Raw genomic sequence first — 23,470 nt, 5'->3', positions numbered from 1 at the left:
GACATAGATTCTATAAATTAAGAAGCAATGTTAGATAGCCTGCGCCCCAAAATAACCGCCATAACCAAATCGGCCAAACAAACCGATACCAAACTGCAAGAAATTTGTAATCTACTAAAAGAAAACGTTGCTCATTACGACTGGGTAGGCTTCTACTTTAAAAACGGAAACAAAGAGGAACTAAAGCTAGGACCCTATGCGGGAGCGCCAACAGACCATACCATAATTCCGTTTGGAAAAGGTATTTGCGGACAGGTTGCGGTTAGCAATCAGAATTTTGTAGTACCAGACGTGCAGGCACAAGACAACTATATTGCCTGTAGTATTACGGTAAAATCAGAAATCGTTGTCCCCTTGTTCGTAAACGGCGAAAACATAGGGCAAATCGATATTGACTCCAATACACCCGACCCGTTTACCGAGGAAGACGAGCGGTTTTTGGAATTCGTGAACAAGGAAGTTGCTACAGTCATTAGGTCGTAAACAAATTATTTACTTATCCGATTTATAAATTAGATCTATCAAGTTCTATGTAACTAGATGAGTTTGGATAAGACCTGTCAGATTTTAAAAACCTGACAGGTTACTTTATAAGTGTAAAACTTTCCCGTTTTTGTTGATAACCTAAAACAAAAAACCGCATTAAAAAAATTACTTTTGTGTGCTTATACTACTAATCACAAGCATTACACATGAGCACTGTTAAAAAAGCTACTTCAGCCTTAATTTCCGTATTCCACAAAGACGGATTGGAACCCATCGTTAGAAAATTTAAAGAACTTGGCATTACCATTTATTCCACGGGTGGCACCGAAAAATTCATAAAAGACCTCGATATAGATGTAATTCCCGTAGAAGATGTTACTAGCTATCCTTCGATTTTAGGCGGTCGCGTAAAAACATTGCACCCAAAAGTATTTGGTGGTATACTTAACCGCCAGGACAATGAGAGCGATGTTGCACAATTGACAGAGTTTGATATTCCGCAATTGGATATTGTAATAGTCGATTTATATCCGTTTGAAAAAACCGTTGCAGGTGGTGCTTCTGAGCAAGATATTATTGAAAAGATTGATATTGGCGGAATTTCGTTGATACGCGCAGCTGCTAAAAACTTTAAAGACGTCATTTGTGTTTCTTCTATGGAAGATTATGCCGAATTTTTAGAAGTTATTTCAAAAGATAATGGGAGTACGACTTTAGAGGACCGCAAGAAATTTGCAGCTAAATCTTTCAACGTATCTTCCCATTACGATACGGCAATTTTCAACTATTTTAATCAAAACCATGATATTGCAGCCTTAAAGGTTAGCGAAACCAATGGCAAAGTATTACGTTATGGAGAAAACCCACATCAAAAAGGATTCTTTTTTGGAGATTTTGATGCGATGTTCTCCAAACTACATGGTAAGGAACTTTCATATAATAATTTATTGGATGTAGATGCCGCAGTGAACTTAATGGGCGAATTTAAAAATGATGCCCCTACCTTTGCTATTTTAAAACATAATAACGCCTGCGGATTGGCACAACGAAGTACACTTCATAAAGCCTATGTGGATGCCTTGGCGGGAGATCCCGTTTCTGCTTTTGGAGGTGTTTTAATCAGTAATAAGGAAATAGATAAAGCCACTGCAGAAGAAATACACAAATTATTCTGTGAAGTGGTTATTGCTCCAAGTTATGCCGATGACGCTTTAGAAATACTAAAAGGCAAAAAGAACAGAATCATTCTGATACAGAACGAAACCGAAATGCCAGATATGTTGGTAAGAACCTGCTTGAACGGCATGTTGCTACAAGAAAAAGATCATAAAACGGATACCCTTGCCGATTTAAGTTATGCAACGGATACCAAACCAACTGAGCAAGAACTAGAAGATTTAATATTTGCTTCTAAATTGTGCAAACATACCAAATCCAATACTATTGTATTGGCAAAAAACAAACAACTATGTGCTAGCGGCACCGGACAAACCTCCCGTGTTGATGCTTTAAACCAAGCTATACATAAAGCACAGTCCTTTAATTTTGACCTAAAAGGGGCTGTAATGGCTAGTGATGCGTTCTTTCCCTTCCCCGATTGTGTAGAGATTGCAGACAAGGCTGGTATCGCCAGTGTGATACAACCAGGCGGGTCTATAAAGGACCAATTAAGTGTGGATTATTGCAATGCGAACGGAATTTCGATGGTGATGACGGGTACGCGTCATTTTAAGCATTAATTTTACTACTTTTGTCGATGAAATACAGCATTTCATCCAAAACCAAACAATAATATATGGGATTTTTTGATTTCTTGACCGAGGAGATTGCCATTGACCTAGGAACGGCCAACACATTGATTATACATAACGACAAAGTGGTGGTAGATAGTCCATCGATTGTAGCCAGGGATCGAATTAGCGGTAAAATAATTGCTGTTGGTAAAGAGGCCAATATGATGCAAGGAAAAACCCATGAAAACATAAAGACTATTCGTCCGCTCAAAGACGGTGTAATAGCCGATTTCGATGCCTCAGAAAAGATGATTAATATGTTCATCAAGAACATTCCGGCATTAAAGAAAAAATGGTTTCCTCCCGCGTTACGTATGGTGATCTGTATTCCTTCAGGTATTACTGAAGTAGAAATGAGAGCAGTAAAAGAATCTGCGGAACGTGTAAACGGCAAAGAAGTTTATTTGATACACGAACCCATGGCAGCTGCTATTGGTATTGGTTTGGACATCATGCAACCAAAAGGAAACATGATTGTAGATATAGGTGGTGGCACAACAGAAATTGCAGTAATTGCCTTAGGCGGTATCGTGTGTGACAAATCTGTAAAGATTGCGGGTGATGTTTTCACCAACGATATCATTTACTATATGCGCACCCAGCACAACCTCTATGTTGGTGAAACAACAGCCGAAGCTATTAAAATTGAAATTGGCTCTGCTACGGAAGATTTGCAATCCCCACCGGACGAGAAGTCGGTTCAAGGGCGGGATTTATTAACTGGAAAACCCAAACAGGTTCAAATCTCCTATAGAGAAATTGCAAAAGCTCTAGATAAATCTATTTTACGTGTAGAAGATGCGGTGATGGAAACGCTATCGCAAACGCCTCCAGAGTTAGCAGCGGATATTTACAATACAGGTATCTATTTGGCAGGTGGCGGCTCTATGCTTCGCGGATTGGATAGAAGATTATCCCAAAAAACAGATCTTCCTGTGTATATCGCGGAAGATCCGTTAAGAGCTGTTGTTAGAGGTACCGGAATAGCACTCAAAAACCTAGAAAGATACAAGAGCATACTGATAAAATAATTTTACTTAACACCTCCATTGATTCTCTAGTAAAAGTGCTGAAGGAGTTAAGTGTTTTTTGAAAATTTAAAAGTGAATGCAGCAGATCATAAATTTTCTTATTCGGTATAAGACTTTTTTGCTTTACATCTTTCTCTTGCTTGTAACCTTTATTTTCACATTTCAATCCCACTCGTACCATCAATCAAAATTTTTAAATTCTGCGAACTATATCTCAGGCAGTATTTTTGAACTATCCTCCAACTCTACCGCTTATTTCGATTTAAAAGAAGAGAATGAGGATTTATTGAGAGAGAACCGCACGCTTAGATATGAATTATATAATAAAGAATCTTCCCTAAGCGCAACCCTAGACAGCACAATCAAGTACACTGTAGTTACAGGAAAGGTAATCAAAAACAGTTTTTCCAATCAAAGAAACTACATTACCATAAACAAAGGGAAAGCAGATAGCATTACACAGGATATGGGCGTAATTACGGACAAAGGAATCCTAGGAATCGTTGAAAATACATCCAAGAATTTTGCATCGGTACAGAGCATTCTAAACGACAAATCAAAAATTAATGCAAAAATAAAAAATTCCAATCATTTTGGATCTTTGGTATGGGACACAAAAAGTTATACCACGGTGCAACTTACCGATATTCCTAGATTGGCAGCGTTAAGCATTGGCGATACTATTCTTACTGGGGCAAGTAGCAGTATTTTTCCAGAGAATATTCCGATAGGAACCATATCCAGATTTGACCTAGACAGCTCAAAAAGCTTTTACTTTATTGATGTTGCACTTTTTAACGATATGACCAATATTAAAAACGTGTACATCATAAAAAATCTAAACCGAGAAGAAATATTAGAACTTGAGTTAGAAACCCAAACAGATGATTAGTAGTTCCTTCCTCATAAATCTCTTAAGATTTTCACTACTGGTGTTGGTGCAAACACTCATTTTTAACAGGCTTAACTTTTTTGGTTACATTAATCCTTTTGTCTACATTCTTTTTATCTACTGGTACCCCATAAAGGAGAACAGAGCTACATTTTTGATTGTAAGTTTTCTGTTAGGGTTTTGCATAGATATCTTCTCGGACACCTTGGCTATAAATGCTGCAGCAGCGGTAACCATAGCCTATTTTAGACCCGTTCTTATGCGTTTTGTCTTTGGCGTTAATTATGAATTCCAAAGTTTTAAATTAAACAACAGCACCAAGGCACAACAAATTACTTTTTTGGCGTTATTAATTATAATACATCATGTTACGTACTTTACGCTAGAAATTTTCAGCTTTACCAATAGCTTGTTAATTTTGCAAAAAACAGTAACCGTAGGACTTGCGACACTAATTTTGTGTCTCCTGTTCATTTCGTTGTTTAGCACCAAAAAAGAATGAGAAAAATTCTCCTTTCATCCATAATTATACTCATAGGAATTACCTTCCTTACACGGCTATCCTATTTACAAATTTTCAGCTTTTCTCCAGATCAGCTAATGGAAGACCCAGCCATAAAAGCTATATATGATTATCCGGAACGTGGTTATATCTATGACCGAAATGGAGAGTTACTGGTTGGTAATGACCCTGCTTACGATGTTATGGTAATTCCACGAGAAGTAAAAGCATTAGACACCTTGGAGTTCTGTACATTGTTGGATATTGACAAAGAAACCTTTAAAGACAAGTTACGTAAAGCCCGGGTATACTCCCCAAGATTACCATCGGTTCTGGTTCCCCAGTTATCCAAACAGGATTATGCCAAGCTGCAAGAGAAAATGCGAAAGTATACTGGCTTTTACATCCAGAAACGCTCTCTTCGCTATTATGATACCCCAAGTGCTGCAAACGTTCTGGGTTACATTAGCGAAGTTAATGAAGGAGATTTAGCAAAGAACAAGTACTATGTACAAGGTGAGCTCAAAGGCAGAACAGGGATAGAACGCTTTTACGAAGATTTATTACGGGGTAGAAAAGGTGTACAGTACATTCAAAAAGACAGGTTCAACAGGGATATTGGACCTTACAAAAATGGTACTTTGGACACCCTACCGGAACAAGGAAAACAAATCAGCGTTACCCTGGATAAAACCTTACAAGAATATGGGGAGCTATTGATGAACGGTAAATGGGGCGGTATTGTTGCCATTGAGCCTGCTACGGGCGAAATACTATCCATGATATCCGGTCCAACGTACGACCCTTCCCTATTGGTAGGTCGCAAAAGATCTAAAAACTACACAAAATTATACAATGACACCATAGCCAACCCAACATGGGATAGATCTATACACGCACAACAACCTCCTGGTTCGCCATTTAAAACATTAAATGCACTAATTGCGCTGCAAGAAGGTGTTATGGATGTGTCCACGACCGTGCGTTGCTATAATGGCTTTTATGTTGGTAAGAAAAAAAGAGGGTGCCATTGTGGTGGTGGCTCTCGCAGTATGGTGGATGGTATCTACAAATCGTGTAATGCATACTTTGCATCTACTTTTCGTAAAATTTTTGAAAAATACGAGACTACAGATGAAGGCATGGATGCCTGGGAAGGCCATATGAAAAGTTTTGGCCTGGGAAATTACCTAGGATACGATCTGCCTTTTGGACAAAAAGGACGGATTCCTACCAAAGAATACTACGACAAATGGTACGGCGATAATAGATGGAGCTCTTCTTATATTATTTCCAATGCTATTGGACAGGGTGAAATACTTGCAACACCCGTACAGTTAGCTAACATGACGGCAGCAATAGCAAATAGAGGATTTTATTATACCCCGCATATTCTTAAAAAAATAGAAGGTAAAGCCATTAATAATCCCAAATTTACAGAAGCAAAAAAAACAACGATAGCTAAGGAGCATTTTGAGCCTGTTATAGAAGGTATGTCCAAGGTGTACACAAACCCCGGAGGAACTGCAAGATGGCTGCAAGTACCCGGGATAACAATAGCGGGAAAAACTGGCACCGCAGAAAACTTTACCAAAATAGACGGTGTCCGAACACAGCTTACCGATCATTCAGTTTTTATTGCCTTCGCCCCTGTAGAGGATCCAAAAATTGCTATTGCCGTCTATATAGAAAATGGATATTTTGGCGGTAGATACGCCGGACATATCGCTTCACTAATGATAGAAAAGTATCTAAAGGGAGACATATCTAGAACTGACCTAGAAAAAAAGATGTTGGAAAAAACCTTGGAACACGAATACGCCAAACCATATAGTGGAGAAGAGTTTAAAATAAACGAGCGTGTCTGGTAGAAGTATTCTAAAACGTGTAGATTGGATAAGCGTTCTTATTTACCTAGCATTAGTGCTAATTGGTTGGAGCAATATATATTCTAGCACGTTTACGGAGAGCCAAGCTTCCCTATTCGATTTTAACACCCTTCATGGTAAACAATTATTTTTTATTGGTGTAAGTTTTATTGCGATTATACTTGTAATGGCGCTAGAAGTAAACTTTTATGAGCGTTTTTCCAGTGTTTTCTATTTGATTTCCATGCTAACGCTACTAGGCCTCTTTGTTTTCGGAAAAACCATTGCTGGTGCCACTTCTTGGTACGGTCTTGGATTTATGAATTTTCAGCCATCGGAACTTGCCAAAATAACAACTGCACTAGCACTTGCAAAATACCTAAGTGATATCCAGACAGATATCAAACGTAGAAAAGATCAACTCTACGCCTTGTTAATTATACTAATTCCCGCACTTTTGATTATCCCCCAGCCAGATCCAGGAAGTGCTTTGGTGTTTTTCGCGCTAATTTTCGTTATTTTCCGAGAAGGGCTTCCACTGTTTTACCTTGGGATAGGATTTGCATTAATTTTAGTTTTTGTAACTACCCTAATGTTCGGAACTATTTGGATAACTATTGCCCTTGCCCTGCTCATTATACTCGTTTATACCTTAAAACGTAAAAGCTTTAAAATACCGGTTATCCCCCTTTCACTAATTACGGTGGCCATAATTCTATTCTCACTTTCCGTGAATTTTGTTTTTACCAATGTTTTTGAACAACGCCACAGAGACCGTTTTAGTCTATGGCTCCGCCTAGAAAAAGACCCTAACAAGTTAGAAGAAATACGAAAGACCATTGGTTATAATACGTATCAATCTGAAAAAGCAATAGAATCTGGAGGATTCTTTGGTAAGGGCTTTCTAGAAGGCACCCGTACCAAAGGTGATTTTGTTCCGGAGCAACATACCGATTATATTTTTAGTACCGTTGGAGAAGAATGGGGCTTTATAGGAACAGGAACCGTAATACTGTTGTTCTCTATCTTGTTCCTAAGACTTATTTCTTTGGCGGAACGTCAAAAAAATGGGTTTGCACGCATGTATGGCTATGGCGTTATTTCTGTACTATTCGTCCATTATTTTATAAACATAGGCATGGTCATCGGTGTTTTGCCCACCATTGGTATTCCGTTACCGTTTTTTAGTTATGGTGGTTCCGGATTACTGTTCTTTACCATCTTGTTGTTCATATTTCTAAAAATGGACACTAACAGACTCAAAGAAAACTTTTAAAATTTCCAGTGCTTCGGCCTCACTTCAGATTCAAAACTACTTTGTATTTCTTTTTCAAATTCATAAAAGAAATCTATCCCTGTTAGCTCTTCTATTCGATCTACAGGAACAAGATAGTTTTGTAAAGGTTTCTGCTGGTCAATACCCTCCATTAAGAACGCCAAGACTTCCAATGCACCACGATTTTCTCTTGCAATAATTTTATAGAAATACACTGGCACAGCAACATCCTCCTCTCCTATTTCTTCTAGACCAGCTGTTAGTACACCTCCGGTAAACACATATAGTGTATCGTATCGTTTCGCCCACCTTCTAGTCTGCATTTCTAATCTGTTCCATAATCCAGCGTTAAACTCACGATCCTGAGGACTTATATTGCTGGTATAAAATGTTTCGTTGTATGCTTGTACTGCAAATCTGCGATCACCAGCAGGTACAAGGTGCCCACGGTCATAACCAGAACCTTTATAATTGCGCCAATCTGCCGATTTTGTAGTTACAAACGGATCTTCTATAAAATAAGGTCGCTTTCTATCGTCAGAGGTCAAGTGTTCTTTTTTAAGTACATAAGCCACCCATTCTGCCTGCTCATACCCTTCCGCATAGGACAGCGAAAAATGATTGTGATGCACTATTTCTCCTTTGGTAGAACTAGGCAAATACTTACTTGGGAGCTCAGACTCCGTTTTAGAAGATTGGTGGTTAGAATATGTATTTGGTGTATAGAAGTTCTCAAAAAGCCAAAAGCCAACAATACAAAGACCTATTAAAACAGTATAAATTATTCTATTTTTAGAGTACATACGCATTGGTCAAATTTAGCGTAATTTTGTAAGACTGCTTCTCCTGATACGACCAATAGAAGTGTAAAAAAAATTAAAAAAAAAAAGAAAACTTATGATGATTACTTGGAAAGATGTGATTCATTTTTCGGTAAGCGGAAACCCGATACCGGACACTAGAATTGAGAAAACCGAAAGCGAATGGAAGGACATACTGACTCCAGAACAGTTTAGGATTACAAGAAAGAAAGGGACCGAAGCACCACACTCGGGCGCTTTATGCAGTTCCCACGATGCGGGAAAATATGAGTGTATCTGTTGTGGTACACCCCTATTCGATTCTACCATCAAATTTGAATCGGGAACGGGTTGGCCAAGTTTTACCCAACCTATAAAGGAGAATGCCATCAAATACCATAAGGATAGTTCTTTTGGGATGGTGCGGGTAGAAGTGCTTTGCAATACCTGTGATGCTCACTTGGGCCATGTCTTTCCAGACGGTCCAGAGCCAAGCGGACTGCGCTATTGTATTAATTCGGAATCCATGAAAATAACAAAGGACGACCACTATGAATAGAACAGCTAGTGAAGTTGCCACCGTTGGCGGTGGTTGCTTCTGGTGTACCGAAGCCGTTTTTCAAGAAGTTAAAGGAATATCTTTGGTCGTTTCGGGCTATACAGGAGGTACCGCACCGGGCAGACCTACCTATAGGGAAATATGTTCAGGATTAACAGGACATGCGGAGGTGGTTCAAATCACCTATGATCCAAGTATTATTTCCTACGCAGATATTCTTGTCATCTTCATGACTACCCATAACCCTACCACCTTAAATAGACAAGGTGCAGATAGGGGCACGCAGTATCGATCGGTCATCTACTATCACAATAAGAAACAAGAAGACATAGCAGAGGCTGTTGTAAAAGAAATAGGTGCGTACTATAAAGACCCAGTTATTACAGAAATTAGTCCAATTGGTGTCTTTTATGAGGCAGAGCGCGAACATCAGGACTACTATAAAAATAACACCTCGCAGGGCTATTGCCAAGTGGTCATTAACCCAAAATTGGCAACGCTACGAAAACTACATGCGGATAAATTAAAGGCATAAAACAAAAAACCACTCGATTAGAGTGGTTTTTTTACATTCATATTCCTAAGAAATCAGATTAGTTCTTTACCCTACTTGCCAATTTCATATTTCTTAGGTTATTCATTTTCAAGTCTTCCAAAACATTTACTGCTTCCTCTACATATACATCCTTGGCCAAATTCTTGTGCCAGCGGTCTCTCTTTTCGCGTAATACAGAATCTTGTACAAACAATTCTTTCTCGTACCGCAAGGACTCAAAAGTTAATTTGGAATCATAATCAGATAACTTTTTAAAGAAGCTAGACTGTTCCTTATCCTTTTCTTGCTCTTCCTTGTAGGTTTTATAATTTAGTGAAATTTCTGTTTCATCCTGTTCCGACTTCAACCATTTGGCATTTTCCTCTATCAATTTTATTTGTGGATTGGCAGCCATACGCTTGTTGCTATTTTCGATGGTTTTCTCGTAATCAATATAACCATCCCATAAGGTGTACTCCGCAGGCGAAATTTTATCCCATTTTAATGGATTGGACTGATCTTTTTCTCCTAAATCAATGTAACTATACTTGTCCGGAACCACTACATCACTTTTAACACCTTCCAATTGCGTGGATCCGCCGTTGATGCGGTAGAATTTTTGAGTCGTTAATTTAATAGCTCCCAAATCTCCATGTTCATTGCTTCGCACAATATTGGACAAAGGAATTACATTTTGCACGGTACCTTTACCAAACGTTTGTTTACTGCCAATAACAATCCCCCTTTTGTAATCTTGCATCGCTGCCGCCAAAATTTCTGAAGCCGATGCAGACAGTTCATTTACTAAGATAACCAAGGGACCGTCCCACTGCACTCGTTCATCATTATCGTCGTAGACATCCTTCTTTTCTCCACCTGAACGTACCTGAACCACTGGACCGTCTTTGATAAACAATCCTGCCATTTCAACAACTGTTTTTAATGAACCTCCTCCATTATCGCGTAAATCTAGGATAAGACCTTGTGCACCTTCTTGCTTTAATCGTTCAACTTCCTTGGCTACATCGGACGCAGCATTTCTTTCGCTGTAATCCTCAAAATCCACATAAAATTTTGGTAAGTTGATAATCCCAAATTTTTCTTCGCCCTTGATAATGTAAGCAGATTTAGCATAGGATTCTTCCAACTCAACTACATCCCTAGTTAAAGATACCACTTCCAAAGACCCATCTACCTTTCTTACCGTAAGGTCAACAATGGTGCCTTGTGCTCCCTTTATTAATTTAACAGCATCGTCTATGCGCATGCCAACTATATTTATTGGCTCATCTCCATTCTGTCCCACTTTTATAATCTGATCTCCGACTTCCAAACTTCCATCTCTCCAAACGGGGCCTCCAGAGATGACCTCTACTATTTTTGCTCCTTCTGGCTTCTTCTGTAAGCGAGCACCTATACCTTCAAACTTACCGGACATGCCCATATCAAATTTTTCCTTCTCCTCCGGAGCAAAATAGAAAGTATGGGGGTCAAATTCATCTACAATTGTATTGATGTACTGTACGAACCAGTCTTTTCGTTGTAGGTCGTCTACAAAATCAAAAAACTCGTCCAAAGTAGCCTCGGTAGACTCCCTAGATTCCCTCTCTGCCTCTTCGGGTGTATGTGCGCTGTGGTCATGGTCATCGAAAATGCCACGCGCTTTATCATCTAACGATACTTCGTCTTCCTTCTTTTCTGCATGGGTCAACTTGGAGTCATAGGTACCTAACGTAGCATATTTTAATTGCTTTCTCCATCGCTCCTGAAGCTCTTTTTTACTAGAAACGAATGGTTCTTCATCGTAATTTATGCTTAAACTTTCATCCTCGTTATAATCAAAAGGTGACTTAAGTACTTCTTTGTAAATGCCCTTAGCGTCCTCCATACGCTCCATCAGTCTCGCATAAACTAGATTAAAAAAAGCGATATCAGTGTTTTTTATCTGGTCATCTATCTGAAATTTATATTGTTCAAACTCTGCAATATCGGATGCAAGAAAATAACGTTTTGTAGGATCAATCACATCAATAAAATCCTCGAATACGCTCACCGAAAAATCATCATTTATCTGCTTTGGTTCGTAATGTCCTTTTTCAAGTACATAAGTAATAAGGTCTAATAACAATTTGTCCTTATCATCGTTCTCGAAAGATTTATTGGTGAAACTGCACGAAGCCACAGCAACTAACAACAATGCAGAAATGTAGATTAAATTTCTTTTCATAAAACTATTATTTATTTTCTTTTTCAAAATCATCGGGGTTTAAAATACTTCTTTTTCTAAACGATAATCCTCTAAGATAAAGAAAAAACCATGCCAAGGTAACAAGATGACTTTAATTTTTTGTTAAACGCGACGGGCGTCCAATCCTGTATAAAAACGTATTTTTACCCCGCAAAGTATATTGTATGAAAAAACCCTTGATATTGGTTACCAACGATGATGGCATTACCGCTCCCGGACTTCGGACTTTAATAAAGCTCATGAAGCAATTGGGAGATGTAATCGTAGTGGCACCAGATAGCCCACAATCCGGGATGGGACACGCAATTACCCTGGATAGCACACTCTACTCAAAAAAAATGAACTCCGATACGGAAGACACTGGAAATGAGGAGTATAGCTGTAGCGGTACACCTGCCGATTGTGTTAAGTTAGCCTTACAAGAATTACTGGATAGAAAACCGGATATCTGCGTAAGCGGAATCAACCACGGTTCTAATTCATCAATAAATGTTATTTACTCCGGTACTATGAGTGCTGCCATAGAGGCAGGCATCGAAGGGATACCAGCCATTGGATTTTCCCTCTGCGATTACAACTGGGATGCTGAATTTTCACACTCCAGCACCTATATAACCGAAATCGTAACACAAGCATTGACCAACGGAATTCCTAAAGGGGTAGTACTGAACGTAAACATTCCGAGGCTTAAAAAAGAGGAACTAAAAGGGATAAAAATTTGCAGACAGGCAAAGGCAAACTGGAAGGAAAAATTTGACAAACGTACAAGTCCAATGGGTAAGGATTATTACTGGCTAACAGGAAAATTTGAATTGTTAGATAAGGGAGAAGATACGGACGAATGGGCATTGGCAAACGGATTTATATCGGTGGTGCCTACACAGTTTGATCTTACCGCACACCATGTTATTCAAGAATTAAATTCGTGGGGACTTTGAGCGGTTAGCCAGCAGAAAACAATAGGCAGTTGCAGGTAAAAATTAATTAAGATGAAGCGATTAACCAAAGAGATTTTGGAAATGAACTTGATATATGTATTGTAAATTATGAACAGCAAAAAAGAAGTGATTATTGGTTTTTTGGTAGGGATTATTGCGAACACTACAGGAACGCTCCTCTATATTTTGTTATTTTCAGAATTTAGTATTACCGAAACTTATAACGCAGCCGTTACACAAGGACATGTAGGCAGTCTTTTGGCTCTAGGCGCTTTATTAAATTTAGCTGCCTTCTTCGGTTTTCTAAGGCTGAAACGTAACCAACGCGCCAAGGGTGTTCTCATTGCTACGATGCTCACAGCTTTCATTATTCTCTACTATAAGGTGTTTTAAAATGAAATACTATATTATCGCAGGGGAGGCATCTGGTGACCTTCATGGCTCCAACCTTATTAAAGCGTTAAAGCGAATAGATACCAATGCGCATGTTCGTTGTTGGGGAGGGGATTTAATGCAAAAGGCAGGCGGGGATTTGGCAAAACACTACAAGGAAATGGCCTTCATGGGATTCTTGGAGGTGCTTACGAACCTCAATTCCATTTTTAAAAATATTGCTTTTTGTAAATCGGACATTAGCGACTTTCAACCACATATCGTAGTTTTTATTGATTACTCTGGATTTAACCTTCGAATAGCCAAATGGGCGAAAGAAAAAGGATTTAAGACCAATTACTACATATCTCCGCAACTATGGGCTTCAAGGGAAGGAAGGATAGCAAAAATAAAGCGGGATATAGATGCGATGCAAGTAATCCTTCCGTTTGAAAAAGAATTCTACAAGAAGCATAAATATCCTGTTAATTTCGTAGGACATCCCTTAATCGATGCTATTTCTAACCGAGTAGAAGTAGATGAAAAAGTATTTAGGGCGAATCACAACATCGACTCAGACAAACCAATAATAGCCTTACTGCCAGGTAGCCGAAAACAGGAAGTACAGAAAATGCTTTCCGTTATGTTATCACTTACCTCAGATTTTTCCAACTATGAATTTGTAATTGCGGGAGCACCGAGTTTGGAGAAAACATTTTATGAACCGTTCCTATCAGATAAAAATGTAAAGTTCGCACAGAACAAAACCTATGACCTACTTTCCATTGCAACAGCCGCTTTGGTCACCAGCGGTACGGCTACGTTAGAAACCGCATTATTTAAAGTACCACAGGTAGTATGTTACAAGGCAAATTGGTTATCCTATCAAATTGCAAAACGTATAATTACCTTGGAATATATTTCCCTGGTGAATTTGATAATGAAAAAAGAAGTTGTGACCGAACTGATACAAAACGACCTAACCAAAACTAAACTTAAAACAGAACTGAACGCCATTCTATCTGGAACTGCACGATTAGAACAACTAGCGAACTATGATGTGTTAATCCAAAAATTGGGCGGTACGGGTGCAAGTGCGAAAGCTGCGGAATTTATATATGAACATAGCCGTAAGTAGTATTGTATACTCGCTCTAACACCTTTGACCTACCTACCATCCGTATCTATAATCGCAAAGCCCAGGCCAACGAACGTTTGAATCCAAACTATCACAGAATAACACCGATTTACATAATTACATGGTTAAAAACCAATATGATGTTGAGCCACCTAGCTACACAGCATCGAACAATCCCCTAAAAAAACATTTTTTTACATGCCTAGATATGATACAAAATAATTCTATAACTTTAAAGTTCAAGTAATAAGACCCTTGAAAACATGCAAAAACTCTCCGTTCTTTTTCTAATTTTAGTACTTATCAGTTGCGGAAGCAGCAAAAAGACAAGCTTAACGAATACCGAAAGAAAAATTTCTGTAGCCGCCGCAGACAATGCAAGAAGAGGTATTGCGGAGCGACCTGAACCCATTATAGAAAAATCCAGACCTGTCACAAAGACTGGCACGAAGGCCGATAATGTAATCAATACCGCACTTACCTTCTCAGGTGTACGCTACAAATTTGGTGGCACTACCAGAAAGGGAATGGATTGTTCCGGTCTCCTTTACGTCTCTTTTGGAGAACACGATGTGCGACTTCCAAGAACATCGATTCACATGGCCGAAGAAGGAAAGAAAATAAGGATAAAAGATGTTGAAAAAGGTGATCTGCTATTCTTTAAGACTAAAAAACGGGCCAAACGCATCAACCATGTTGGAATGGTGGTAAAAGTGGAAGGAGATGAAATTAAATTCATACATGCCTCCACGTCACGCGGGGTAACCGTTTCCTCCCTTACAGAAGGTTTTTGGAATAATGCTTTTGTAAAGGCGACTAGAATATTATAAGGTGAAATTACTAGCGTTCGTCCCAATTAAACTTACGCTACTACTTATTATAGGTATCCTGCTGGGGCACTATTTTCCTTTTGATCCTAACATTGCCCTAACTCTTACACTTTTATCTTTAACAAGTCTTGGCGTGCTTTATCGCTACGAAACGAATACCAAATCCCGTTGGTTTGGATTACTTACCAGCCTTACAACAGTTGTATTGGGTGCATTTATCATTTTAAGGGCACAGCCCAAACAACACAAGTTTCACTACAACAACCTTAACTTCACTCAAGTGTCCGTTTGGAGTTTGAAAATTAAAGAAGTTTTAAAGCCTACTGGATTTTCGGAGCGTTATATTGCAGAAATCACAGCTATTGACAGCTCTTTTGCCACAGGAAAACTAATACTTAGCCAGTCTCTCGAAGACAGCTTAACCTCTTTATCGGTAGATGACGAACTCTATACCATAGCTGAATTATCTGCTATCAGGCCAGCACTAAATCCACATCAATTTAGTTATAAGAACTATCTAGGGAAGTTGGGTATTTATGACCAAGTTCGACTAAAAGCGAACAACTATCACAAAAAAGCACACCCTTCTAGAACTATTTTTGGGATTGCTGCCAGCGCAAGAAATCACATTATAGAAAAATTGAAGAACGAAGGTTTCGGGGAAGAAGAAATAGGCGTCATACAGGCCTTACTTTTAGGTCGGCGCACCGATATTTCCAAGGAAACCTATGACAATTATAAAAACGCCGGAGCCGTACATATCTTGGCCCTTTCCGGCTTACATATTGGCATACTACTACTTGTATTGCAATTTCTATTACGCCCTTTGGAATATATTCCCCATGGCAAGAAAATAAGTTTACTGCTTACTGTGCTCCTGTTATGGGGTTTTGCATTTTTGGCAGGATTATCGGCCTCTATCGTACGAGCCTGTACCATGTTCAGCTTTGTAGCCTACGCCCTGTACTTAAACAGGCCCAGTAACACCTTTAACATTCTTGCGCTTTCTATGTTTTTTATTCTTTTGTTCATTAATCCTAATCTGCTGTTTCAAGTCGGTTTTCAAATGAGCTATGCCGCTGTATTAGCCATAGTTTGGATTTATCCGATATTGCAGAAATTATGGTATCCCAAATCCAAACCTTTGCGTTATGTTTGGCAGCTTTTATCGGTAAGTGTTGCTGCTCAGGTAGGCGTTCTACCGATCAGCCTTTTCTATTTTCATCAATTTCCAGGTCTTTTTTTTGTATCGAACCTACTCATTATTCCGGCTTTGGGTATTATTTTGGGTATGGGGATTATAGTCATATTTCTGTCGCTCATCAACCAACTCCCAACGCATCTTGCTTGGATTTTTAATGAAATGATTTCCTACATGAACACTATTGTTGCCTGGGTGGCAAAACAAGAAGATTTCATTTTCAAGGATATTTCGTTTGATGGACTCCAATTACTATTCACCTACTTCCTCATTGTTACACTGATTTTCCTATTAGTACAATTGAATTACAAACGCTTGTCATTCTTTCTAATAAGCTTGTTGTGTCTTCAAAGTTACACCTTGTATAAAATGTATGAATCATCTCAAAAATCGGAGGTATTGGTACTGCATCAAACTAAGAATACCATTATTGTGGAAAGAATAGGTACAGAAGCCAAAGTATATACTTCAAATAGCAATGCCGAAGAAAATCCTATTACCGATATGAAAGTTGGTGAACGTATAAGAACAGTGCGCCATGATACGATAGCGAATAGTTATTCGGTTCAAGGAAAATTATTCTTGGTTTTGGATAGTTTAGGCATTTATCCATCAGAAAAAAAAGTTGAAACGGTTTTACTTACCCAATCACCAAAAATCAATTTGGACAGATTTATAACCACTACAAATCCAACTCAAATTATTGCTGATGGAAGTAATTATACCAGTTATATAGAACGATGGAAAGCTACCTGCCTAAAAAGAAAAATCCCTTTTCACTATACGGGTGAGAAGGGATACTATGTTTTCAACGGTAAAGATTAATGTACTTTTCCCATTAACTTTTTGATCAGAGGCGACGCTACCAAAACAAGAATACCAGCAACTATAGCGTATTTTGCGATTAAGTCAAATCCGTTTGTATATACAGTAAGTGTCTCAAAACCACCAACATTTTTATCCGTGCTTTCTATAGCTAGCTGTTTTCCTATAAAGCCTACTATCTGAAACGCAAAAGCAGAAGATAAGAACCAAACACCCATCATAAAGGCCACTATACGTTTAGGCGATAAATCTGTAATCTTAGAAAGCCCAACAGGAGACATAAACAACTCTCCTATAGACAACAAGAAATACATTAACAACAGATATGCAAAAGGCACTAGGCCATTTGCATTAGCGCTTTCACCACTAATTGCTAGAACATAGAAGCTAATACCAGCAAAAAGTAATCCTAATCCAAATTTATAGGGTGTTCGCGGATTTGAATTCTTCTTACTCAACCAAGTCCACATCATGGATATTGGAATGGCAAGAATGATTATCCACATTGAGTTTAGTGAATTGGTTTGAGCGGCACTCATAATACCATCTAAATCAATATTTCTAGCCGCAAATAAGGTTATCACACTACCTGAAAGCTCATGAAAACCCCAGAAGACAGTCATAAAAACGGTAATGAGCACTGCTACAAATAGCTTTTTTCTTTCATCTAAAGTAGCTTTATACATTTCGTAAGCTAAATAGGCTAATACTGCAATCCCTATCCCTTTGAAGATTACGTTTACAATATTCTGTCCTCCAAAAATCCCTTCAGTTGCTATAGATTTATAAGACGCTAATAACAAGGCAATCATCGGAGCAGATATAACAGTTAAAACAGGGACAAGAATTCCTTGCTTAATACCTAAGATCTTCTTTTCCATTACTTGTTTAGAAGGTGGTAGTCCCCTGTCTCCAAAAACATTCTTTTTAATGCCGCTCCAGAAAACAACCAGCCCAGTTAGCATTCCTATTCCTGCCAAACCAAAACCATAGTGCCAGCCATATTTTGCTGCAAGCCAACCACATAATAGTGGAGCTACCCATCCACCAATATTAATACCCATATAGAAAATAGTGAACCCAGAATCTTTTTTAGGATCGCCGGAAGGATAAAGCGTTCCAACGAATGTAGAAATATTAGGTTTAAAAAATCCATTACCCACAATTATTAATGATAAAGCCAAGAAAAATGCTATGTCATTTTCTATTGCTAAAACAAAATGACCAATGGACATTAAAATACCTCCTAAAAAAATAGAGTTTCTCATCCCTAAAATTTGATCTGATATTTTTCCTCCAATTACGGTAGATGCGTAAACTAAAGAACCATAAGATGCGTAAACTGCAGCTGTAGCAAAATCTCTTTCAACTAGTTTTTCAAAAATTACATTAATCATGTAAAGCGTAAGCAAAGCACGCATACCATAGAAACTGAAACGTTCCCATAATTCCGCAAAAAATAGGTAAAACAATCCTACTGGATGTCCAAAAAGTTCTTTTTGAGGTGCTGGTTTCATTTCTGTCATAGTATTGAATTTAGCTGGTAATAATAGGTTGACTATAGTTTCGACATCACAAAATCTGTCATTTTTGTGTACAAATGAATACGGGTATTCCCCCCGTAGATGCCGTGGTTTTTATCCGGGTAAATAGCCCAATCAAATTGTTTGTTGGCTTGTACCAAGGCCTCTATCATGCGCATGGTATTTTGCACGTGCACGTTATCGTCTCCAGAACCATGAACCAGCAAGTAATCTCCTTTCAGTAGTTGGGGATAATTAAAAGGCGAATTATCATCATAGCCGCTCGGATTTTCTTCCGGTGTACGCATAAAACGTTCGGTATAAATAGTATCGTAAAAACGCCACGAGGTTACCGGTGCCACTGCAATGGCCATTTCAAACACATCATTACCTTTCAACAGACAATTGGTAGACATGTGTCCGCCAAAGCTCCATCCCCAAATTCCTGTACGCATTTCGTCTATATAGTCCAGTTCACTCAATTTTTTAGCGGCCGCTATTTGATCTTCGGTCTCGTATTTTACCAAATTAAGATAGGTGACTTTCTTGAAATCATTTCCTTTAAAACCTGTTCCCCTGCCATCTACGCAAGCAACAATATAGCCTTCAGAAACCAATGATTGGTGCCAGTAGTCGTTACCTCCCATCCAACTATTGGATACATTTTGCGACCCAGGCCCGCTGTACTGGTACATGAACAGGGGGTATTTTTTAGATGGGTCAAAATCTGCAGGTTTTATCGTATACATATTCAACTCATTACCATTAATGTTGATGGTAGAAAACTCTTTAGGACTTATCTCATACCCCTGCAACTTTGTAGACAGGGCCGAATTATCCAATATATCGGTTACCTTTTTTCCGGTAAGCGCCCTATGTAAGGTGTATACGGGAGGTGTTTTTGCACTTGAGTAGTTGTTGATGAAATAAGTAAAATCTGCACTGAAACTAGCTGAATTATGACCTTCCTCAACAGCTAATGCCTTCTTTTTCTTTCCGTTGCTCTCAATGCTGTAAACCCCACGATTTATGGAACCATTTTCGGTAGATTGGTAGTAAATTTTATCCTCGTTCTGGTCATAACCATAATACTTGGTTACTTCCCAGTCGCCTTTTGTTACTTGGTTCATTAATGTACCGTCAGCATTGTACAGGTAAATATGGTTCCAGCCATCCTTCTCGCTCGTCCAGATAAAACTGTCATCGGGCAAAAAAGTTAGATTATCATGGATATCCACATAGGCCTTGTCTTTTTCTTCGAGTAACAGGGAAACATTTCCCGCCTTTATATCTACCAAATGAAACTTTAATTGGTTCTGATGCCTGTTCATCGTCTGCACACTCAAGGAGTTTTTATCGTTCATCCATTTTATTCTTGGAATATAATACGCATCTCCCAAGTTTACTTTAGTTGTTTCTCCACTTCCCACGTCATAGGTATGTAAACTCACTATTGCATTGTCCTCACCGGCCTTTGGGTATTTAAATACATGCTGACTGGGATATTTATCGGTTCCGTAAACATCCATAGAAAACTCTGGCACGTTGGTTTCATCAAATCGTAAAAAAGCAATAGTAGTACCATCCACGTTCCAATCGAAAGCCCTTACAAATGAAAACTCCTCTTCATATACCCAATCCGTTACTCCATTTATAATTCTATTTTTTACACCGTCTTGCGTTACTTTTGTGGTCTGTCCACTGGCCAAATCCATCAAAAACAAATTATTATCGCGTACATAGGCAACCTTCGCGTTATCAGGAGAAAGCGTTGGCTCTTGTATTTTCGCATCATTTATTTTCACGATTGTTTGTGAAGCGATATCATACACGTAGAAAATACCCAATGTAGACCTCCTAAAAATAGATTCTACTTCTGTAGCCAGTAACAACTTCGTTTCGTCTTCACTAAAGCTATAGGACGTAAAATTATCTAAACCAGCTACATCGCCTGTAGATATTATGGTTTCTACTTTTTCCAAAGTACTATAATCATAAAGATCTACGGAAACCAAACCACGATTTGTATCCTTGTTTAGAATGGTATATTGTTTTCCGTTTTTCATGGAACGTAAAACGTCCATACTCTTGGTCCTAAATTCACCAGTATAAATATCGTTAACAGAAATCTGCTTTTTCTGAGCGGTAAGCAATGGGCTATAACAAAGCGTTATAATTAAGGAAAGGTATAAAATTCGCATAAAAAGAAACATTTGGTTCCAGCTATCAAGTTTACCACTATTTCTATAAAAAACCTTGAAATACAAGAAAAAAGACGTCCTTTTGCAGACAAGGAATCGATGTTTCAATTCTAGTCAATATCATTATCTTTACATTTTCTTTTTCCAAGATAAGCGTACAATCTTCGGTAATTGCCTTGTACACCGATGAACAAATATAGAAACGAAACTACATGACGACCCCAATAGCTGGTTTTTCAAAACTTTCCAAAGCAGAAAAAATAGCTTGGATAACAAGCCATTACACCAAAGACCCAGAGGCATCCAAACAACTAATGGCAACCTACTGGAACCAAGATGATACGTTGCAACAACTACATGATGAGTTCATAGAAAATACCATCACCAATTTATATATGCCTTTGGGTATTGCCCCAAATTTTTTGATTAACGACACTTTATATGCTATTCCCATGGCCATCGAAGAAAGCTCGGTGGTAGCAGCAGCAAGCAAGGCAGCAAAATTTTGGTTGGAAAGAGGCGGATTTACGGCAACCGTATCAGGAACGGAAAAGGTAGGACAGGTACATTTTATATTTAAGGGCGATTTTAAGAAACTTGACTCTTTCTTCAAAACGATAAAAGAAAAACTATATCGAGATAGCGAACACTTGACAGATAGCATGGTTAAACGTGGTGGTGGTATCGCTACCATTGAACTACGCGACAAAACAAAGGATCTAGCCAACTATTACCAACTACACTGCACATTTGAAACCAAGGATGCCATGGGCGCCAACTTCATTAATAGTTGTTTGGAACAATTTGCAATTACTTTAAAAGCGCAAGCGTTAAGCTATGAAGCTTTTACAGAAAATGAAAAGGAGATAGAAGTGGTGATGAGTATTCTATCCAACTACGTTCCAAATTGCTTAGTAACCGCATCGGTAAGTTGTCCTATTAAAGAGCTGATACTTTCCACAGATATTTCCCCTCAACTGTTTGCCGAGAAAATGATACGGGCCATTACCATTGCCAAGACAGAACCTTACCGCGCAGTAACCCACAATAAAGGTATTATGAACGGTATTGATTCGGTAGTGCTCGCAACCGGCAACGACTTTAGGGCCATTGAGGCAGGCGTACATGCATATGCTTCCAGAAATGGGAGTTATAGCAGTCTCACCCATGCAGAAATCAAAGACGGAATTTTTAAATTTTGGATTGAACTGCCCTTGGCATTGGGAACGGTTGGCGGCTTAACGAAGTTGCACCCCTTGGTGAAACTTAATCTGGAGATATTAAAAAATCCATCTGCAAAGGAATTAATGCAAATCATCGCCGTTGCGGGGCTCGCTCAGAACTTTGCAGCAGTAAGCTCATTGGTAACTACAGGAATACAGAAAGGCCATATGAAAATGCATTTATTGAATATGTTAAACCAATTAAATGCAAATACTTCGGAAAAGGAACAACTAATAACGCACTTTAAAACCAATACGGTCACCCATAGGACTGTTGAAAAGGCTCTTGAGCACTTGAGAAACCCATTATGACAGATTATTTTTATAGCAATGGGAAATTATTAATTTCTGGGGAGTATGCCATTTTAGATGGTGCGGAAGGATGGGCCATTCCAACTAAATTTGGGCAAAGTCTAGAGATAACCCAGTCTCACAACGGAACCCTTCTATGGCAAAGTTTTGATGCCGATAAAAGCACATGGTTTCGTGGGAGCTATGATGTAGCTGATTTTAGACAACTGTCTTCATCCGATGAGAATATATCTAAAACCCTGATGCACATTTTAAAACAGGTAAGAGTACTACAACCAAAGTTCCTTAGTAGCTCTGATGGATGTGTTGTACAGACACAGCTCACTTTTCCTAGAAATTGGGGACTAGGAACCTCGTCTACCTTAATAAATAATATAGCGCAGTGGGCAAAAATTGACCCCTATGACCTACTTAAAAATACCTTTGGAGGCAGTGGTTATGATATTGCCTGTGCCCAGCACAAGCATCCGATTATATTTAGTATTGAAAAATCCAAGGCAAAGATTAGGAGGGCAAGTCCCCTACTTTCCTTTTCTGACCAACTTTACTTCGTTTACCTAAACCAGAAAAAAAATAGTAGGGAGGCCATATCGGCCTACAGAGAACAGTCAATTGATAAACAAAAATTAACTGTTAAAATATCGGAGATTACCAATTCTCTAATTACGGCAAGCACTTTGCGTGAATTTGAAACACTCCTAAATCTTCATGAACAAGTACTTTCCGATGCCTTGAATGTTACCGCTATAAAAGAAGCGCTGTTTCCCGATTATAAAGGAAGTATTAAAAGCCTAGGAGGTTGGGGCGGTGATTTCGTAATGGTCACTGCAAGGGAAAACACCTTAGATTACTTCAAAATCAAAGGATACACTACGATTATTCCCTATTCAGATATGATTCTATAATTGGAAAACAAC

20 protein-coding genes are annotated in these 23,470 nt (G+C 38.6%); 16 read left to right on the top strand and 4 right to left on the bottom strand.

Annotated features, from left to right (window positions below; all coding sequences use genetic code 11):
* The first annotated feature begins 27 nt into the window (after positions 1-27).
* The 7 genes from MS6x_RS12830 to rodA all read left to right on the top strand — a co-directional run bounded on the left by MS6x_RS12830 (position 28) and on the right by rodA (position 7,848).
* A complete protein-coding gene (locus MS6x_RS12830) occupies positions 28-483 on the top strand; it encodes a GAF domain-containing protein (RefSeq protein WP_482602651.1) in 456 nt (151 codons plus the stop codon).
* 209 nt (positions 484-692) lie between these two features.
* Positions 693-2,225 carry a bifunctional phosphoribosylaminoimidazolecarboxamide formyltransferase/IMP cyclohydrolase gene (gene purH / locus MS6x_RS12825; protein WP_482602649.1) on the top strand — a complete coding sequence of 511 codons (1,533 nt, stop codon included), beginning with the start codon at positions 693-695 and terminating at the stop codon, positions 2,223-2,225.
* 56 nt (positions 2,226-2,281) lie between these two features.
* Complete coding sequence (locus tag MS6x_RS12820; RefSeq protein WP_379935696.1) at positions 2,282-3,310, top strand: rod shape-determining protein; 1,029 nt, start codon at positions 2,282-2,284, stop codon at positions 3,308-3,310.
* 76 nt (positions 3,311-3,386) lie between these two features.
* Complete coding sequence (gene mreC, locus MS6x_RS12815) at positions 3,387-4,202, top strand: rod shape-determining protein MreC (protein WP_482602648.1); 816 nt, start codon at positions 3,387-3,389, stop codon at positions 4,200-4,202.
* Positions 4,195-4,704 (top strand): rod shape-determining protein MreD, encoded by a 510-nt coding sequence (locus MS6x_RS12810; RefSeq protein ID WP_482602646.1) that lies wholly within the window; start codon positions 4,195-4,197, stop codon positions 4,702-4,704. The genes mreC and MS6x_RS12810 overlap by 8 nt, the downstream gene beginning before the upstream one ends.
* Complete coding sequence (gene mrdA / locus MS6x_RS12805) at positions 4,701-6,575, top strand: penicillin-binding protein 2 (protein ID WP_482602644.1); 1,875 nt, start codon at positions 4,701-4,703, stop codon at positions 6,573-6,575. Before MS6x_RS12810 ends, mrdA begins: the two co-directional genes overlap by 4 nt.
* On the top strand, positions 6,565-7,848 hold the full coding sequence (gene rodA, locus MS6x_RS12800; RefSeq protein ID WP_482602642.1) for a rod shape-determining protein RodA: 1,284 nt from the start codon (positions 6,565-6,567) through the stop codon (positions 7,846-7,848). Before mrdA ends, rodA begins: the two co-directional genes overlap by 11 nt.
* On the opposite strand, the gene MS6x_RS12795 is transcribed toward rodA, so the two are convergent.
* Positions 7,845-8,651 carry a DNA/RNA non-specific endonuclease gene (locus MS6x_RS12795; protein WP_482602640.1) on the bottom strand — a complete coding sequence of 269 codons (807 nt, stop codon included), beginning with the start codon at positions 8,649-8,651 and terminating at the stop codon, positions 7,845-7,847. The two genes, rodA and MS6x_RS12795, sit on opposite strands and share 4 nt — an antisense overlap.
* Before the next feature lie 97 nt (positions 8,652-8,748).
* Here MS6x_RS12795 and msrB point away from each other — a divergent pair, with 97 nt between their 5' ends.
* On the top strand, positions 8,749-9,207 hold the full coding sequence (gene msrB / locus MS6x_RS12790; RefSeq protein WP_482607169.1) for a peptide-methionine (R)-S-oxide reductase MsrB: 459 nt from the start codon (positions 8,749-8,751) through the stop codon (positions 9,205-9,207).
* Complete coding sequence (gene msrA, locus MS6x_RS12785) at positions 9,200-9,742, top strand: peptide-methionine (S)-S-oxide reductase MsrA (RefSeq protein ID WP_482602638.1); 543 nt, start codon at positions 9,200-9,202, stop codon at positions 9,740-9,742. The genes msrB and msrA overlap by 8 nt, the downstream gene beginning before the upstream one ends.
* Positions 9,743-9,800: 58 nt before the next feature.
* On the opposite strand, the gene MS6x_RS12780 is transcribed toward msrA, so the two are convergent.
* Entirely contained in the window at positions 9,801-11,969 is a 2,169-nt protein-coding gene (locus tag MS6x_RS12780; RefSeq protein WP_482602636.1) for a carboxy terminal-processing peptidase, read from the bottom strand.
* Between the two features lie 185 nt (positions 11,970-12,154).
* Here MS6x_RS12780 and surE point away from each other — a divergent pair, with 185 nt between their 5' ends.
* The 5 genes from surE to MS6x_RS12755 all read left to right on the top strand — a co-directional run bounded on the left by surE (position 12,155) and on the right by MS6x_RS12755 (position 17,294).
* Positions 12,155-12,928, top strand: a complete 774-nt coding sequence (gene surE, locus MS6x_RS12775) for a 5'/3'-nucleotidase SurE (RefSeq protein ID WP_482602634.1) — start codon at positions 12,155-12,157, stop codon at positions 12,926-12,928.
* A gap of 108 nt (positions 12,929-13,036) precedes the next feature.
* A complete protein-coding gene (locus MS6x_RS12770) occupies positions 13,037-13,321 on the top strand; it encodes a hypothetical protein (RefSeq protein ID WP_482602632.1) in 285 nt (94 codons plus the stop codon).
* 1 nt (position 13,322) lies between these two features.
* Positions 13,323-14,438: a lipid-A-disaccharide synthase gene (lpxB, locus tag MS6x_RS12765; RefSeq protein ID WP_482602630.1), complete on the top strand. Its 1,116-nt coding sequence runs from the start codon at positions 13,323-13,325 to the stop codon at positions 14,436-14,438.
* 263 nt (positions 14,439-14,701) lie between these two features.
* Positions 14,702-15,268, top strand: a complete 567-nt coding sequence (locus tag MS6x_RS12760) for a C40 family peptidase (RefSeq protein ID WP_482602628.1) — start codon at positions 14,702-14,704, stop codon at positions 15,266-15,268.
* A gap of 1 nt (position 15,269) precedes the next feature.
* The gene (locus tag MS6x_RS12755) at positions 15,270-17,294 is read left to right on the top strand and encodes a ComEC/Rec2 family competence protein (RefSeq protein ID WP_482602626.1); all 2,025 of its coding nucleotides are present in this window, start codon (positions 15,270-15,272) and stop codon (positions 17,292-17,294) included.
* Here the strand turns inward: MS6x_RS12755 and MS6x_RS12750 are convergent.
* The gene (locus MS6x_RS12750; RefSeq protein ID WP_482602624.1) at positions 17,291-18,820 is read right to left on the bottom strand and encodes a peptide MFS transporter; all 1,530 of its coding nucleotides are present in this window, start codon (positions 18,818-18,820) and stop codon (positions 17,291-17,293) included. The two genes, MS6x_RS12755 and MS6x_RS12750, sit on opposite strands and share 4 nt — an antisense overlap.
* Positions 18,821-18,852: 32 nt before the next feature.
* On the bottom strand, positions 18,853-21,018 hold the full coding sequence (locus tag MS6x_RS12745) for a S9 family peptidase (protein ID WP_482602622.1): 2,166 nt from the start codon (positions 21,016-21,018) through the stop codon (positions 18,853-18,855).
* A gap of 212 nt (positions 21,019-21,230) precedes the next feature.
* Between MS6x_RS12745 and MS6x_RS12740 the strand changes: the two genes are divergently transcribed.
* Together MS6x_RS12740 and MS6x_RS12735 are read left to right on the top strand one after the other, a co-directional pair.
* Positions 21,231-22,553: a hydroxymethylglutaryl-CoA reductase, degradative gene (locus MS6x_RS12740; RefSeq protein ID WP_482602620.1), complete on the top strand. Its 1,323-nt coding sequence runs from the start codon at positions 21,231-21,233 to the stop codon at positions 22,551-22,553.
* Positions 22,550-23,458, top strand: a complete 909-nt coding sequence (locus tag MS6x_RS12735; RefSeq protein ID WP_482602618.1) for a GYDIA family GHMP kinase — start codon at positions 22,550-22,552, stop codon at positions 23,456-23,458. The genes MS6x_RS12740 and MS6x_RS12735 overlap by 4 nt, the downstream gene beginning before the upstream one ends.
* Positions 23,459-23,470: the final 12 nt, after the last annotated feature.

The organism is Maribacter sp. MS6 (assembly GCF_056839185.1).
This window is presented reverse-complemented; position numbering and strand designations above follow the sequence as displayed.